Here is a 12,984-nt window from a genome sequence, read left to right as displayed (position 1 = left end):
GAAGGCAAATTCATAGTTCAAGACAAGGAATCCGCTTTGTTTCTTATGCCGTGTGACGGCGATGTCGGATTCACACCGTGGTTACATGAAGCCGGACGGTTTGATGGGTTTGCGGAGGCAGTCGATACGGCCGCACTAAATTGTCACGAAGGATATTTCGTGACGCAAGTATTGCAATAAGAGAGGAAGAAATGGACGCTGTCTCATCTGAAGTTTTCATTGCTGTTGCAGTCGTTGTCTTGTTCGCCCTTGGCTGGATTGCCGGGGGGCAGCGATGAGCCAATTTGACATCGAGTCGCTGGAACGCTTCGTCACCTACATGGTTCTGCTTTGCTTCCTGTCTGGCTTCATGGGCCTTTACGCGGCTCTGGTGGTCCGGTCCGTATACCGTTGGGCCGACCGCAACTTTGTATTCGGTTTTGCCGCTACCCGTGAGTTCGAGCGTCGTGCTGCAGCCCGCCGTAAGCAAGAGGCCGGTGTACGAAAGGTCGGCGCGTGATGGGCTTGTTCAAGTCATTGTGGTTGATTTTGTTCCTGACTGGGTTGTTCGTCGCAGCCGTTTACTTCGTCAAGTACATCGTCCAGCGCTGGTTTGACTACAAATGACCGTCTATCAAATCATCGGCTACTGCCTCACCGCCTTCGGCCTTGGCTATGCCGGTGGGGCCATTCGGCGGATCGCACGCCAGGCAATCGAATCGCTTGAATAGATCCGTGGCTTTGAACAGTAAATATTTCGCAGCACTCCCCGGCGTCGCCAAACCGGGGTTTTACAACCGGCTCTCCTGAAAGAGATTTTTATCATGAACGCAAATATCAAAAAATGTCTGGTCACCATCGGTGCTATCGCCGCTTCCGCGACTTCGTTCGTCCAAGCCGCCGGCGATCCAGGTGTCGATGCCATCACTGCGCTGTCGGCTCAGGCAACGACTTACATCACGGCCGCTTTCGCGGTCGCCGTACTGGTCGCTGGCGGCTTCTGGGGTATCAAGATGATGAAAAAGGCGTTTAGCAAGGCTGGTTAAACGAGGCCGGTCCACTAAACCTTTTCGGCCAGCGTTTAGCGACACTGGCCGTTTTTTGTGGCAACCAAACAATGACATCGCTCAAAAAAATCTTCACTATTTCGTTCGTGTCCGCCACGCTGATCGTCGTTCCCATGCGTTCGCAAGCGATTGTTCCGCTGATCGCGGGATGGATCATGACTGCCACGGGCGGTTCGATTCTCATCGCTGATTTGATCGCCGGCCAGGTAGGTGTCATAACCGCTGTACTCTGGTGGGACTGTAACAAGTTCGCCCTGTCGGCCCCCTGCACGAGTAAGGCGCCGATTCCTTCGGTGCAGCAGCCGAAACCCGCCATTACGATCAGCCTCGCGCCCGACAAGAAAAGGGAGAATCCCAATCCCGCGAAGTTTAACGATCCGCTTCCTGGAAAACGCGACGTGACGCCGAAGCCCAATATCGCTGCCACTGCCGGCAGTGCGTTGCCGTCGGCCCCCGCCGGCTCCGTGAACGTCGGCGTGTATAGGCAAGACCCTAACGACTCCAACAATCAGCCTACTTCCTATGCCACGATGCAGTATGTCGCCAAGAAGGCCTCCGGCTACAGCGATCCCATAGGCGGCGTGATCGTCGTTAAGCAAGCCATTGGACCCGATATGGCGACGCCGTTTGTCGCAAAGGTCACTGCCTGTATGTGGCGTCCTGAGCTGTCGCCGTCCGATCCAGAAAATCAGCGTTTGCTTATCTATTGCGAGCAGCGCAATCAGGCCGATAAGGCGAGCCTGGATCAGCAGTTTTACGCGGACGGTCGTCCCAAGGTTCCGTTGCGTTTTGAGGAATACATGAACGGCGGGACGATCATCGTCGGCGAGGCGATTCTGTTTACCGATCAGTCGGTGCCGGTCACGATCACCTGCGATCCCGGTTACACGCTGAACCAGACCGATATCAACAAGTGCGACTTGACCAACGCTTCCGCCGTCAAGAAGCCAGCCGATACGACGTGTGAAATGCTGTTCGATTCGGCCAGCAAGTTGATCTTGACGGACAAGGCTAACCCGGCGTGCGACGGCTTGGACAACACGACGAAGCTGTCGCTTGCCTCTTCCAACGGCACTATCGACGTGTCCGCTAAGGGCAACGGCGGATTCGACGTGTGCGTGAAAAGGCCAGATGGCGGCAAGGGTTGTGTTGATACCGGCATCTACGACCCCGGCACCGGGGGCTATGTCATTGTCAACACCACTGTCACCCCGCCGCCCGATCCTAACACCGGCTTGGGCTGCGGCGGTCCCGGTCAGGGCGCGTGCCAGATGGTCGCTAGTTCCAATACCGACATGTACGACAAGGACGTTGCTACGCGGGCCAGCATCGATCAGGCCAACAGCGGGTTGAAGGGGAAGATGGACAATATCGACCCCAATAAATTCCAGTGGTCGTTCATTCCCCAAATACCGACTACGGCCTGCTCCAATCCGTCGCTCCGCAACCCGGTGACGGGCGGGCCGGTGGAGATGGACATTTGCGGCGGCTTCAATAAGTTCACCTTCTTCCTCAACGCCGTGCTTGCCATTGCCTGTGTCTACGGCTGCGTCAGGCAGGTGCAGAACGCCATGAAGGCTTGACCATGACCCGCATATTCGTTTTCCTCATTTTCGCGCTGTCGCTGCTGTCCGCGTCCGCGCAAACGGCTTCCACGGCCTGCGGAGGCAGCTCGCAACCGCGCTGCGAAGTGAACATGGCTGCCGACAGTTCGATGACCGCCGCCGAAAAGTCGTACAAGGACAACCGCACCGCATGGGACGACTATTCGAAGTCGTTCATCAACACCGGCATGAGCTTCCAGTGGTCGTTCATCCCGAACATCCCCACCGCCGCCTGTGTCAATCCGAAGCTGGACAACCCGTTAGGCACAGCTTCGGTCGAGATGGACGTATGCGGCCCCTTCAACGTTTTCTTGAAGTTCATCAACGGCGTGCTGGCCTTCTTCTGCCTGCTCGGCTGTGTCCAACAAATTCGCGGCGCACTGGCCGCATAATCACGGAGGTTCAAATGTTCCAGTCACTCTTAGCTTTCATCGGCTTCAATGCCACGTCCAACATCGGCATGAAGGTGTGGGCCGTCACCACGCTGGCCCTGATGGTCAGCGTCCTGTGGGCTGCTGGCCAGAGCTGTGCACAGTACGTGTGCGGTCCCGCAATTCAGGCGATTAGCACGTCGCACCCATCGTTCGCTGTCGGCCTGTCATTAGGTTTCAATCCGACGACCTACGGTCTGGCGAGTTGCTACATGTCCGTCTACACGGCGTGCCAACTCTACATCTACAAGAAACGCACCCTCGACAAGTTGGTCTGATATATGGCCGTCTACGCGATCACTGGGAAGCTCGGCAGCGGTAAGGGCAAGGGCGCGATGAAGCTGCTGCGGGACTACTTGCGTGCCGGGAAACGTGTCGCCACGAACTGCGACGTGTTCATGGAATACATGATGCCAGCGCAGTCGAAAGCGACTGTTATCCGCGTGCCGGACAAGCCTACGTCGGCGGATCTGTATGCCATCGGTTCGGGCAATCGCTTCATTGACTTTGTGCCCATCGTGAGTTGCACCGCCAAGGGTTTCGAGTACACGCCGCCCTCGCCGCGGCTGCTGCCTGGGTTCGACGAGTCGCATAATGGGGCACTTTTCCTAGATGAATGCGCGTCTTGGTTAAATACGCGCAGTTATCAAGACAAAGGGCGTTCTGAGCTGCTGGAATGGGCAATCCATGCACGCAAGTACGGTTGGGACGTGTATTTCATCTGTCAGAACATCAGCCAGATTGACAAGCAGCTGCGCGACAGCCTGTTCGAGTACGTCGTGCGCATGAGTCGTCTCGACCGTATGAAGGTTCCCTTCGTTTCCGCCGCCTTCAAGCTGGTTACTGCAGGTTTCAGTGATGGTTCGCTGCCCCGCTGGCACATAGGTGTTGTGCGTCTCGGCTGTTCTCCTGAGGGTATCGTGGCCGACCGCTGGCACTTCCGGGGCGATGATCTGAACAAGGTATACAACACGACCCAGGTGTTTTCGGACAGCTACCCGCATGCGATTCATTGTCTGCTCCCGAGCTGGCACTTACAGGCTCGCACTGGAATCCGGTCCGGGTTCGTCGGGCCTATCCGCACGCCGCAGGATTACGAGCTACTCGAATCTCGTCCTGTTCCACCAAAACCACCACACAAGCACATGTCCAAATTTCTTGCTATCGCCCTTCTATCCGGCCTTCTCCTCGGTGTATTTGGCGCACACTACGTTGGACCTATCCTGTTCCCTACTGCTAAGGCTGAGGCTGACGTTTCACAGCCGGTCAAATATTCTGAGACGTTATCCGGCAAGGGGTACTTCTCGAACGCCGGTTCCATTAGCGTCATACTGTCAGATGGCCGCTTAGTGTCGCCGCTCAAGTTCAAGAGCGGTCCTGTCGGATGGGAGGCGGAAATTTCAGAAGGCCTATGGGTCAAGGGTGGCACGCAATGAAGGCTCTAACTGCCGCCTTGTTGCTGGCCCCTGCACTGGCGTTTGGCAAGGCGGATAACGTCGCTGTCGCCAAGGCGGAACCTATTGCCTTATCCTTCAACGCGGTGCCATTGGTGGCCTTTGGCGAAGGAACGTTTAAGGCAATTCTCAAGCGCGATTTCGTAGTTTCGCCGGAGGTTCTGGGTCTAGACCGGCGGATCACAATCAACGTGAAGTCTATCGATGTGGCCGACGTAGCCCGCTTCGTTGACGAGCTGCTTGCGCACGAGGGAATTCAGACCATGCTACGCAACGGGATTTACTATCTGACCCTACGGCGCGAGTATGGGCAGAGCGAGTCGCAGGGCGATAGTGTTGCGTCGCTGGCACCGGCGCAGCAGCTAGGTGCCTGTTTCGAGCGCCAGGGGGCCGCAGATAGCCTCCAGCGGCATTGAGAGCGCTAGCCCCGATGCCGTTCTGATGCAGCAGCGCAAGGATGACGATTTCTCGGAGCTGTTCGAGCCGCAGAATCGTACCAGTGAGTTTGTTGCCGGCGTCATTTCGTCCGGGTTCGGTCGCCAGTCTGTCACCACGTCTGGCGAGCATGTCGTGCTGACTGGGTCCAAGGTGGCAATCGGAAAAATGCTCACTTTGTGCAAGGCCATCGACACGGTTGCCAAGACGGTTGACGTCTCGGTCTCCTGGGTGGAGGTTTCAAGCAATACGGCTTCCGGTCGCGGCATCTCGCTGGCCGCCACCATATTGGGGGCCAGGTTTGGTGCATCGCTTGGCACGGCCAATGCCGGCACAGCTTTGAGTTTGAAGAATACAAATTTCGAGCTTGTTATCGACGCCCTCAATACGGATGGCCGATTCAAGCAAGTATCCAACAGTCGCCTGGTTGGCGAAGACCGTACGAAACTTGACTTGATTGTTGGCAACGAGACGCCTACGGTGGCCAGCACCGGCAACGACAATGCCGGGAACCGAGTGCAAAATGTGTTGTATCGTCCTTCCGGTGTCATCATCGATGTCGCTCCCAAGGTGCTTGGCAGTGGGCGAATTCGGATGGACGTTGATGCTCAAATTAGCAGCTTCAAAGCCACGTCCACGGGAGTGAGTGGCTCGCCGACGCTTATCAAACGGCAGTTGAAAACTACCGTGTCTATGAATGATGGTGATGTTATCGTATTAGGCGGTCTCGATGACTCGCAGTCCACGGACTCAACGTCTGCGCTGCCTTTCGTTCCTGCTTCGTGGTCTGTGAAGTCGGGTGACAAGATCAAGACTGATCTCGTTCTTGTGGTCTCAGCTAGAATTTTCACGAACTGATGCAACAAGGTGGGCCCGGCAATTTTAGCCGCTAAAATTGGAGAAATTATATGGAACTTCGTGAGATCACTTTTTCTGCGAATGACGATCAGCTTGACCAGCTTCGATATGCATTGGTTGACCGGGTTAGTGAGCTTGAGCGATTGCTGTCAGAAGGGGATTGCGATGAGGGCCATTTGCAGTCGGCTCTCGATCAGACGAAGCAACTAGCTTTAGCACTGAAAGCGGTCATTGGTTGACAAAGGAGCTTGCATGTCTTGTAACTTGGATCAGATTGATGATCGAACCTTGGATGCGCTAATCCTGCGTGTTTTGCGTCATGATGATGGCGACGCTGCCAGGTCGCATCTAGAGGCTGGCCGTCCAATTTACTACTGTCCCAATGACTTCAGCGATGTGATCGTGAGGGAGTGGCCAGACGGTTGCAAGGATCTGGTTGAGGTCAGCGATACAGGTGAGATTTTGTACCTGCGCCCATACTGTGTTTGATCGCGTGGGGAGGTTGAGTCTGGCTGATTCATCCCATTTACAGGACACACTTTTTGCGGGCCTTCCTAGCATCGGACTCCGGTCTGCTTGCCCTAGTAAGGGGAATGAATGCCGTGTAGGGGACGTCCAGTCCGGAAGTTGTGCAAAAACGGTTGTCGCAGACAGCTCTACGGCACAACAATGCTGTACGAGTGTACATTGATTTCATGAATCACCGATTGCGGGCCGACGACCTGCAATCGGTGATCGCGGAACCTCGCCACCTGGGTGGAAGTCAAGCTGGCCATGCGATAGTCGCCAAAGGCTTCTAGGTTAGACTCGATTTATGCAACAACGCCGCTGGGCATCCAACCGCATACGTGTCAAAATTGTCGCTGCTGATATTGCCAAGAAGCGTATAGATTTTGCACCCTTGCCTCTAGTTGTATCGTTGAGTTCAATAGGAATTAGGTTATTGTGTGTTTACTGTGAAATTTCCCCATCGCATGGGAATCAAGTTGTGCATGTCAATCACAGATATGAAAGAATAATTAAATGTCGCTGCTACGATTTAAGTATAAAGAGTATAAAAATGATCCTCGAGCTTGGGAGCTTAAGGACTGTGAATTTAATACCATCAATTTAGTAGTGGGGTTGAACTCTACGGGTAAATCTAGGCTTGTAAGTGTTATCAACAGCCTGGTTAGAATACTTACCGGATTACAATCTAGTGCTTTTGAATCGGGTCGATATGATGCCTCTATTTCGATGAACGGGAAAATATTTGATTTTCATATTGAGTTTGATAAAAAAGTTGTCGTTTCTGAAAAGCTAATGGTGGATGGTGTTTTGAAGTTGCAGCGTAACGCGAATGGGTCAGGTAAGATATATTACGAGCAACAAAAGTCATTTATTGATTTTGAGATGACGAATACAACCTCTGTTATTCAACAAAAGGTGGATGCGTTACAGCACCCATTTGTAAAGGACTTGTATGACTGGGCAATGGGCGTGCAGACATATTGGTTTAACTCGTCTTTTGCAAATAATTTAATGATACCGCTGTCGCTGTTGAATAGTGGTGGTAATAATGAATTTGGCGAGAATGTTGTCAATTCTTATTCTAAAGCTTTTGAAAAATTTGGTGCTGATTTTGATAAGGCCATCATTCGGGATATGAAGAAGCTTGGTTATTCACTTTCTGATGTTGGTGTTGATGACCTCAGGCGATTGAATCCAGCAATTCAAAATTCCGAACCAATCCTATGCGTATTTGTGACCGAGAGGGGGCGGCCTGCTATTTCATCTGAGCGTATGTCTCAAGGTATGTTTCGTGCATTAGCTTTAATCATCAACATTAATGCGGCCGCCTTGGCTAAAAATAAGACAATGGTTCTAATTGATGACATTGGCGAGGGCTTAGATTATGAAAGGTCCGTTAGCCTGATTGATCTTCTTACTTTTCATGCGAAGAAAAGTGATATTCAGGTAATTATGACAACTAACGATAGATTCGTAATGAATCGGATACCGCTAGAATTTTGGATGATTTTACAACGTTCTAAACACATTGTTCGTTCATTCACTGAAAGAAATAGGCCGGAGGAATTCAGGGAATTTAGGTATATGGGTTTGAGTAATTTCGATTTCTTTACTTCTGCAAAATTTTCGTTAGGATGAACCTTGAAAAAGATAGCGATTTTTGTTGAGGGTATGACTGAACAAGAATTTGTCGTTTGGTTGGTAAAGAAGATCGCAGGCGGTAAGGGTCTTGTGATCGATTTAAGTAAGCAGCACGGTGGTAAAGTAACTATTACTATGACTGCTGTTAATCCAGCCATTAATTTTTATGTTTTAGTTGTGGACTGTTCAAGTGACGCTCAGGTTAAAAGTCAAATTGTTATTCAGTATCCAACGCTCATTGTTCAGGGTTTTAGCTCGATTATTGGGTTGAGGGATATTTATCCGCTTCCTATTGCGGATTTGCCAAAGGTTAGGCAGCATCTACAGGCTGGCTTGCCTGCGGGTCCTGTTATCCCAATCATTCATTTGGCGATTATGGAGATTGAGGCTTGGTTTATATCTGAGCTTACACATTTTGCTGTTTTGGACAATAAATTAACTGTTCCTCAGATAGTTGCGTCAGGTTTTCCGGTGACGACAGCGCGCTCCGATAGTTGGGAGCACCCAGCTCAGGTGTTGCATGATATTTATAAGATTGCCAAGCTTGGATATATGAAGGGTGGAGCTAAGACGAGGTCAAAAGTACAGCGTACAATTGCTGCATTGTCGTATACTCAACTTTGTCAGGGAAGTGTTGCTACTTCTCCCTGCCTCACTTCGTTTATTGAGTTGCTTGACGCTGAGCTTGTCTAATTCTAATGGTTGGATTTATTGAATGGTGTGATTTTGAGGGTTACATGTTCGCTGGCTGAATTTGCTACCTCGGTAGGGGATATGTCTCATAATCCGTTACTTCAATTTCTTCGCTAAGTCTTCGGCTCGTAGGTGCGTATATCGCTTCAGCATGTCTAGTGTCTTGTGGCCGGTGATCGTTGCTACCTCCATCACATTGAGCCCTTTCTCGAAAAGTCTACTAGTTGCCTCGTGGCGCATATCGTGGAAACGTACCCCGACGATATTGGCCCGATGTGCTTCGCAAGCCCGTTCAAATGCTTGGCTCATTGACTCAGCTTGTAGTGTGAATATTCGTCCCTCTTTACGAGGGGCGAAGTTTTTTAACGCTTTGATTGCTGTCTTAGACAAGGGCACTGTGCGGGGGACGTCAGTTTTTGTTTTTGGCAGGTGTGCTGTCTGCTTTTTCAGGTCTACCTCTTCCCATACTAGCGAGGCGAGCTCATTTCTACGCATGCCCGTTTCGACGGCTAAGACGATAATGGTTCGTAGTTCTGTAGATTCAGTAGCTTCGATAATCTTGGCAATTTCAGCTGCTGTTACTCGGCGGTCGCGGCCTCTCGGCTTGTTTGGCTTGCGCACTTGCGCAGTAGGTAGTCCACCAGGCAAAGCGATTCCCCAATCCATTGATGCGGTTTTGAGGGCACCGGTTCAGCAAGTTGATCTCATGAATGACGGATTGCGGGCCGACCACCTGTAAGCGTTGGTCGCGGAACGTGGCAACTTGGCTAGAGGTTAGGCTGGCGAGCCGGTAGTCGCCAAATGCTTCCACAAGTGTTTTGATGCGAGATTTATCAGACTGCTCACTTCGCTTAGTCGGCAGTACCTCAGCGGCGAAGCGCTGCAGGATATCCCCTATGAGAGTCGCTTCAGCTTCTGTACGCGATACAAATACGCCGCGCTCCATCTCGGACTCGATGATCGTCGCCCAGCGTCGTGCGTCGGCTTCTTTGGTAAAAGTCTTGGTTTGCGTAGGGTAGCCGCGTTTGCGGATCTGAACGTGATACTGGCCTTCGCCTTTTTTGCGGATCGTTGGCATGCTTACTTGGCATAGTTGAATTGAGGCACCAGTGTGCCAAAATTGTGCCAATAAAGGTGAAATATCGCATAGATGCTTTAGCTAAAGGCTCTATTTTGGGCCTCCGAAGCCAAGGGTCGCTGGTTCGATTCCAGCCAGCCGCACCATATTTCCCCAATAAAATCAAAGACCTAGTCATTGCGACCTCATGGGCGCGTGCTCGCCTGGTCCCAGTTGAGGCCGAACTTGCCCAAGTACTTTTTGAGGCGGTCGGCGTCGTTGGGTTTGGCTTTCGCTGCGCGCGATGCCGCATACAGCTTGCGTCCGGCGTCCGACAGCGACTTCGATTGACGGCAAACCTGGATCACGGCCTTGAGCTGCAAGGTGTCGAACAGGTCCATGCCGGCCAAGGCATCGCCATCCATCAAGTCGTCCAGCGCGACCTCGTCTTGGCCCGCCGGCCGCGTGCCCCGATGCCACAGTCGCTTCAAGCGAATGATCTCTCCTTCAACGACAGCGTCGGTGACGCGGCCGGCTTCGGCCAGCGTCGCCATGCGCGTCACGGACGCTGACAAGTCGCGGAAGTTGCCGCTCCATAGCGCCTCGCTCGACATCGCGAAACCCATGTAGCGCTCGCGCGCCTCCTTGTTGATGCGCGCCTGCTGGCCGTTCTCCGCGCTGTGTTGCGCCAACAGGTAGTCGATGTTCGGTTCGATGTCCTCACAACGGTCGACCAGGCCCGGCAGCTCGTAGGTCCATAAATTGATACGCGCGTACAGGTCTTCGCGGAAGCGGCCGGCCAGCACCTCTTTCGCCAGGTCGCGGTTGGTGCCGGCGATCAGCTGGAAATCGCTTTGCACCTCGTGGTCGCCGCCCACCGGCAGAAAGCGCTTTTCCTCGACCGCCTTCAGCAGCATGGCCTGCTCGTCGAGGCCGAGCTCGCCTATCTCGTCCAGAAACAACAATCCCTTGTGCGCGGTGCGCAGTAGGCCGGGCCTCTCCGTGGCCGCGCCGGTGAACGCGCCCTTGACGTGGCCGAACAGGGTCGAACCGGCGCCGTCGCCGTGCAGGGTGGCGCAGTTGAGTTCGACGAACTTGCCGTCGAACTGGTGGCGCGACTTCTTCAACTCGAACACGCGCCGCGCCAGGAAGGATTTGCCGGCGCCGGTCGGGCCCATCAGCAGTATCGGCGCGCGGGATTTGATGGCGATGTGTTCGATCTCGTCGATCATCGCGTTGAAGCGCGGACTGCGCGTGGCAATTCCGGATTTCAGGAATGCGACGCCGTCCTGCTGCTCGCTGGAGAAGCGTTGCGCGATCTGGTCGTATTTGGACAGGTCCAGATCGATCAGGGTGAAACTGCCCGGGTCGCCCGGCGCCTGGCGCCGTGGCGGCGAGGTTTGTAGCAGGCGGCCGGGGAAGTAGCGCGCCTCGGTCATGAGGAAGAGGCAGATCTGCGCCACATGCGAACCGGTGGTGATGTGGATCCAATACTCTTCCTTGTCCGGGTCGAAGGGGTAGCGCTTCGAAAAATCGAACAGGCTGCCGTAGACGTTCTCGAAATCCCACGGGTCGGCGATCGGCAAGTCGTGGCCAACCACGCTCGTCTCCGGCGACACGGCGGCAATATCCTGCGTCACCTGGTCGACCAGCGCGACAAATTTTCCACTGTAGAGCAAGTCGAAGCGGTCGATGACCATGTCCTCGTGCTGGGTCAGCGCGACGCTGGGACGCCACTTCTCCCAGCGGGCCGCACCTTTGCCGTTGTCGAGGTGGGTGCCCACAAAGCCGATGACGACCGTTCGTTTTTTCTGCATTTTTTGGATAAGAATTTATATCAAAAGATAATATGATGTGAATACTACTTGAAGTTGAATTTCCCTTCAATAGGCGCGCTTCGAGTCTTTTTGTCGATAAATCAACGGCTTATGAGTTTTTTCGGCATTTCCACGGCGCTGGCACGGCGCTTGCACTAGTACCGGTATCAACACAGAAGAACGGTGAATGAAATGAAACACGAAGAATATGATGTCATGAACGTTGAAAATGGGCGTCCGGTAAAAATGTGGACCAAGGGCGTGCCGGTCGAGGACGGGGCGAAGCAACAGCTGAGCAACGCGGCCAAGATGCCCTTCATCTACAAGCACATCGCGGCGATGCCCGACGTGCACGTTGGCAAGGGCTCGACCATTGGAAGCGTGATTCCCACCCTGGGCGCGATTATTCCGGCCGCCGTGGGCGTCGACATTGGTTGCGGCATGATGGCCGCGAAGACGACGCTGACCGCGAACGACCTGCCGGACAATTTGGGACCGTTGCGGAGCGCCATCGAGAAGGCCGTGCCGCATGGCATGTCGCCGAAGACGCGCGGCTTCAAGGGGCGCGACGAGGGGGCGTGGCATACGCCGCCCCAGCCGGTCGATGCGGCGTGGTCGCTACTGAAGGACGAGTTCGACACGATCTGCCTGAAAACGCCGAAGTTGCAGAACACGAACAACTACCGCCACCTGGGCACCCTTGGCGGCGGCAACCATTTCATCGAGGTGTGTCTGGATGAAGTGGGATTTGTCTGGTTCATGTTGCATTCGGGGTCGCGCGGCGTGGGCAACGCCATCGGCTCGCATTTCATCGAACTGGCAAAGCAGGACATGCGCACCCATTTCATCAATCTGCCGGACCAGGACCTGGCCTACCTGTGCGAGGGAACGCAGCACTACAATGACTACGTCGAGGCGGTCGGCTGGGCCCAGCGGTTCGCCCGTACCAATCGCGAAGTGATGATGCTGAACCTGATCGCGGCCGTGCGCACCGTCATCACCAAGCCGTTCGAGACGCACGTGGAGGCGGTCAATTGCCACCACAACTATGTGCAGAAGGAGCAGCATTTTGGCCAGGACGTGCTGATCACCCGCAAGGGGGCCGTGTCGGCGCGGGCCGGCGAGCTGGGTATCATTCCCGGTTCGATGGGCGCGAAAAGCTATATCGTGCGTGGCAAGGGCAATCCGGAAAGCTTCAACAGTTGCAGCCACGGCGCCGGGCGGACCATGAGCCGTACCGAAGCCAAGCGGCGTTTCAACCTGGACGACCAGGTCAAGGCGACGCAGGGCGTGGAGTGCCGCAAGGATGTCAATGTGATCGATGAGATCCCGATGGCATACAAGGATATCGACGCGGTGATGCACGCGCAGCGCGATTTGGTGGAGGTTGTGCACACCTTGAAGCAAGTGGTGTGCGTGAAGGGCTAGCCGGCTCCGC

General features: G+C 54.0%; 15 protein-coding genes. 12 read left to right on the top strand and 3 right to left on the bottom strand.

All coding sequences use genetic code 11. The annotated features are described in order from the left end of the window. Positions 1–274: 274 nt before the first annotated feature. The 11 genes from QC826_RS28560 to QC826_RS28510 all read left to right on the top strand — a co-directional run bounded on the left by QC826_RS28560 (position 275) and on the right by QC826_RS28510 (position 8,672). Positions 275–499, top strand: a complete 225-nt coding sequence (locus QC826_RS28560; RefSeq protein ID WP_279763437.1) for a hypothetical protein — start codon at positions 275–277, stop codon at positions 497–499. 304 nt (positions 500–803) lie between these two features. Further along, entirely contained in the window at positions 804–1,025 is a 222-nt protein-coding gene (locus QC826_RS28555; protein ID WP_279763436.1) for a major coat protein, read from the top strand. A gap of 71 nt (positions 1,026–1,096) precedes the next feature. After that, complete coding sequence (locus QC826_RS28550) at positions 1,097–2,629, top strand: hypothetical protein (RefSeq protein WP_279763435.1); 1,533 nt, start codon at positions 1,097–1,099, stop codon at positions 2,627–2,629. 2 nt (positions 2,630–2,631) lie between these two features. Beyond that, positions 2,632–3,042 carry a hypothetical protein gene (locus QC826_RS28545; protein WP_279763434.1) on the top strand — a complete coding sequence of 137 codons (411 nt, stop codon included), beginning with the start codon at positions 2,632–2,634 and terminating at the stop codon, positions 3,040–3,042. A 14-nt stretch (positions 3,043–3,056) separates the two neighbouring features. Then, positions 3,057–3,359, top strand: coding sequence for a hypothetical protein (locus QC826_RS28540; protein WP_279763433.1), 303 nt, complete (start codon positions 3,057–3,059; stop codon positions 3,357–3,359). Positions 3,360–3,362: 3 nt separating this feature from the next. Beyond that, entirely contained in the window at positions 3,363–4,517 is a 1,155-nt protein-coding gene (locus QC826_RS28535; RefSeq protein WP_279763432.1) for a zonular occludens toxin domain-containing protein, read from the top strand. Beyond that, complete coding sequence (locus QC826_RS28530; protein WP_279763431.1) at positions 4,514–4,951, top strand: hypothetical protein; 438 nt, start codon at positions 4,514–4,516, stop codon at positions 4,949–4,951. The genes QC826_RS28535 and QC826_RS28530 overlap by 4 nt, the downstream gene beginning before the upstream one ends. 25 nt (positions 4,952–4,976) lie before the next feature. After that, complete coding sequence (locus tag QC826_RS28525; protein WP_279763430.1) at positions 4,977–5,828, top strand: type II secretion system protein GspD; 852 nt, start codon at positions 4,977–4,979, stop codon at positions 5,826–5,828. A 50-nt stretch (positions 5,829–5,878) separates the two neighbouring features. After that, complete coding sequence (locus QC826_RS28520; protein ID WP_279763429.1) at positions 5,879–6,067, top strand: hypothetical protein; 189 nt, start codon at positions 5,879–5,881, stop codon at positions 6,065–6,067. A 784-nt stretch (positions 6,068–6,851) separates the two neighbouring features. Further along, the gene (locus tag QC826_RS28515) at positions 6,852–7,976 is read left to right on the top strand and encodes an AAA family ATPase (protein ID WP_279763428.1); all 1,125 of its coding nucleotides are present in this window, start codon (positions 6,852–6,854) and stop codon (positions 7,974–7,976) included. 3 nt (positions 7,977–7,979) lie between these two features. Beyond that, a complete protein-coding gene (locus tag QC826_RS28510) occupies positions 7,980–8,672 on the top strand; it encodes a hypothetical protein (protein ID WP_279763427.1) in 693 nt (230 codons plus the stop codon). Between the two features lie 96 nt (positions 8,673–8,768). Here QC826_RS28510 and QC826_RS31450 read toward each other — a convergent pair whose 3' ends face one another. The 3 genes from QC826_RS31450 to rtcR form a co-directional block, all read right to left on the bottom strand. Further along, entirely contained in the window at positions 8,769–9,293 is a 525-nt protein-coding gene (locus QC826_RS31450) for a site-specific integrase (protein WP_313872821.1), read from the bottom strand. Continuing rightward, positions 9,241–9,750, bottom strand: coding sequence for a hypothetical protein (locus QC826_RS31445; RefSeq protein WP_313872820.1), 510 nt, complete (start codon positions 9,748–9,750; stop codon positions 9,241–9,243). The genes QC826_RS31450 and QC826_RS31445 overlap by 53 nt, the downstream gene beginning before the upstream one ends. 185 nt (positions 9,751–9,935) lie before the next feature. Further along, positions 9,936–11,546: an RNA repair transcriptional activator RtcR gene (gene rtcR, locus QC826_RS28500; protein ID WP_279763426.1), complete on the bottom strand. Its 1,611-nt coding sequence runs from the start codon at positions 11,544–11,546 to the stop codon at positions 9,936–9,938. A 192-nt stretch (positions 11,547–11,738) separates the two neighbouring features. Between rtcR and QC826_RS28495 the strand changes: the two genes are divergently transcribed. Beyond that, a complete protein-coding gene (locus tag QC826_RS28495) occupies positions 11,739–12,974 on the top strand; it encodes an RtcB family protein (protein WP_279763425.1) in 1,236 nt (411 codons plus the stop codon). The last annotated feature ends 10 nt before the right edge of the window (positions 12,975–12,984 follow it).

Origin of the sequence: Rugamonas sp. DEMB1, assembly GCF_029834475.1 — a bacterium.
GTDB classification, from domain to species: Bacteria; Pseudomonadota; Gammaproteobacteria; order Burkholderiales; family Burkholderiaceae_D; genus Rugamonas; species Rugamonas rubra.
This window is presented reverse-complemented; position numbering and strand designations above follow the sequence as displayed.

What these genes read in the sequence shown, in the direction of transcription:
- QC826_RS28495 (WP_279763425.1), top strand. Translation starts at nt 11,739, where the DNA reads ATGAAACACGAAGAATATGATGTCATGAACGTTGAAAATGGGCGTCCG.
- QC826_RS28530 (WP_279763431.1), top strand. Translation starts at nt 4,514, where the DNA reads ATGAAGGCTCTAACTGCCGCCTTGTTGCTGGCCCCTGCACTGGCGTTT.
- QC826_RS31445 (WP_313872820.1), bottom strand. Translation starts at nt 9,750, where the DNA reads ATGCCAACGATCCGCAAAAAAGGCGAAGGCCAGTATCACGTTCAGATC.
- QC826_RS28515 (WP_279763428.1), top strand. Translation starts at nt 6,852, where the DNA reads ATGTCGCTGCTACGATTTAAGTATAAAGAGTATAAAAATGATCCTCGA.
- QC826_RS28550 (WP_279763435.1), top strand. Translation starts at nt 1,097, where the DNA reads ATGACATCGCTCAAAAAAATCTTCACTATTTCGTTCGTGTCCGCCACG.
- rtcR (WP_279763426.1), bottom strand. Translation starts at nt 11,546, where the DNA reads ATGCAGAAAAAACGAACGGTCGTCATCGGCTTTGTGGGCACCCACCTC.
- QC826_RS28545 (WP_279763434.1), top strand. Translation starts at nt 2,632, where the DNA reads ATGACCCGCATATTCGTTTTCCTCATTTTCGCGCTGTCGCTGCTGTCC.
- QC826_RS28560 (WP_279763437.1), top strand. Translation starts at nt 275, where the DNA reads ATGAGCCAATTTGACATCGAGTCGCTGGAACGCTTCGTCACCTACATG.
- QC826_RS28535 (WP_279763432.1), top strand. Translation starts at nt 3,363, where the DNA reads ATGGCCGTCTACGCGATCACTGGGAAGCTCGGCAGCGGTAAGGGCAAG.
- QC826_RS28540 (WP_279763433.1), top strand. Translation starts at nt 3,057, where the DNA reads ATGTTCCAGTCACTCTTAGCTTTCATCGGCTTCAATGCCACGTCCAAC.
- QC826_RS28520 (WP_279763429.1), top strand. Translation starts at nt 5,879, where the DNA reads ATGGAACTTCGTGAGATCACTTTTTCTGCGAATGACGATCAGCTTGAC.
- QC826_RS28555 (WP_279763436.1), top strand. Translation starts at nt 804, where the DNA reads ATGAACGCAAATATCAAAAAATGTCTGGTCACCATCGGTGCTATCGCC.
- QC826_RS28525 (WP_279763430.1), top strand. Translation starts at nt 4,977, where the DNA reads ATGCAGCAGCGCAAGGATGACGATTTCTCGGAGCTGTTCGAGCCGCAG.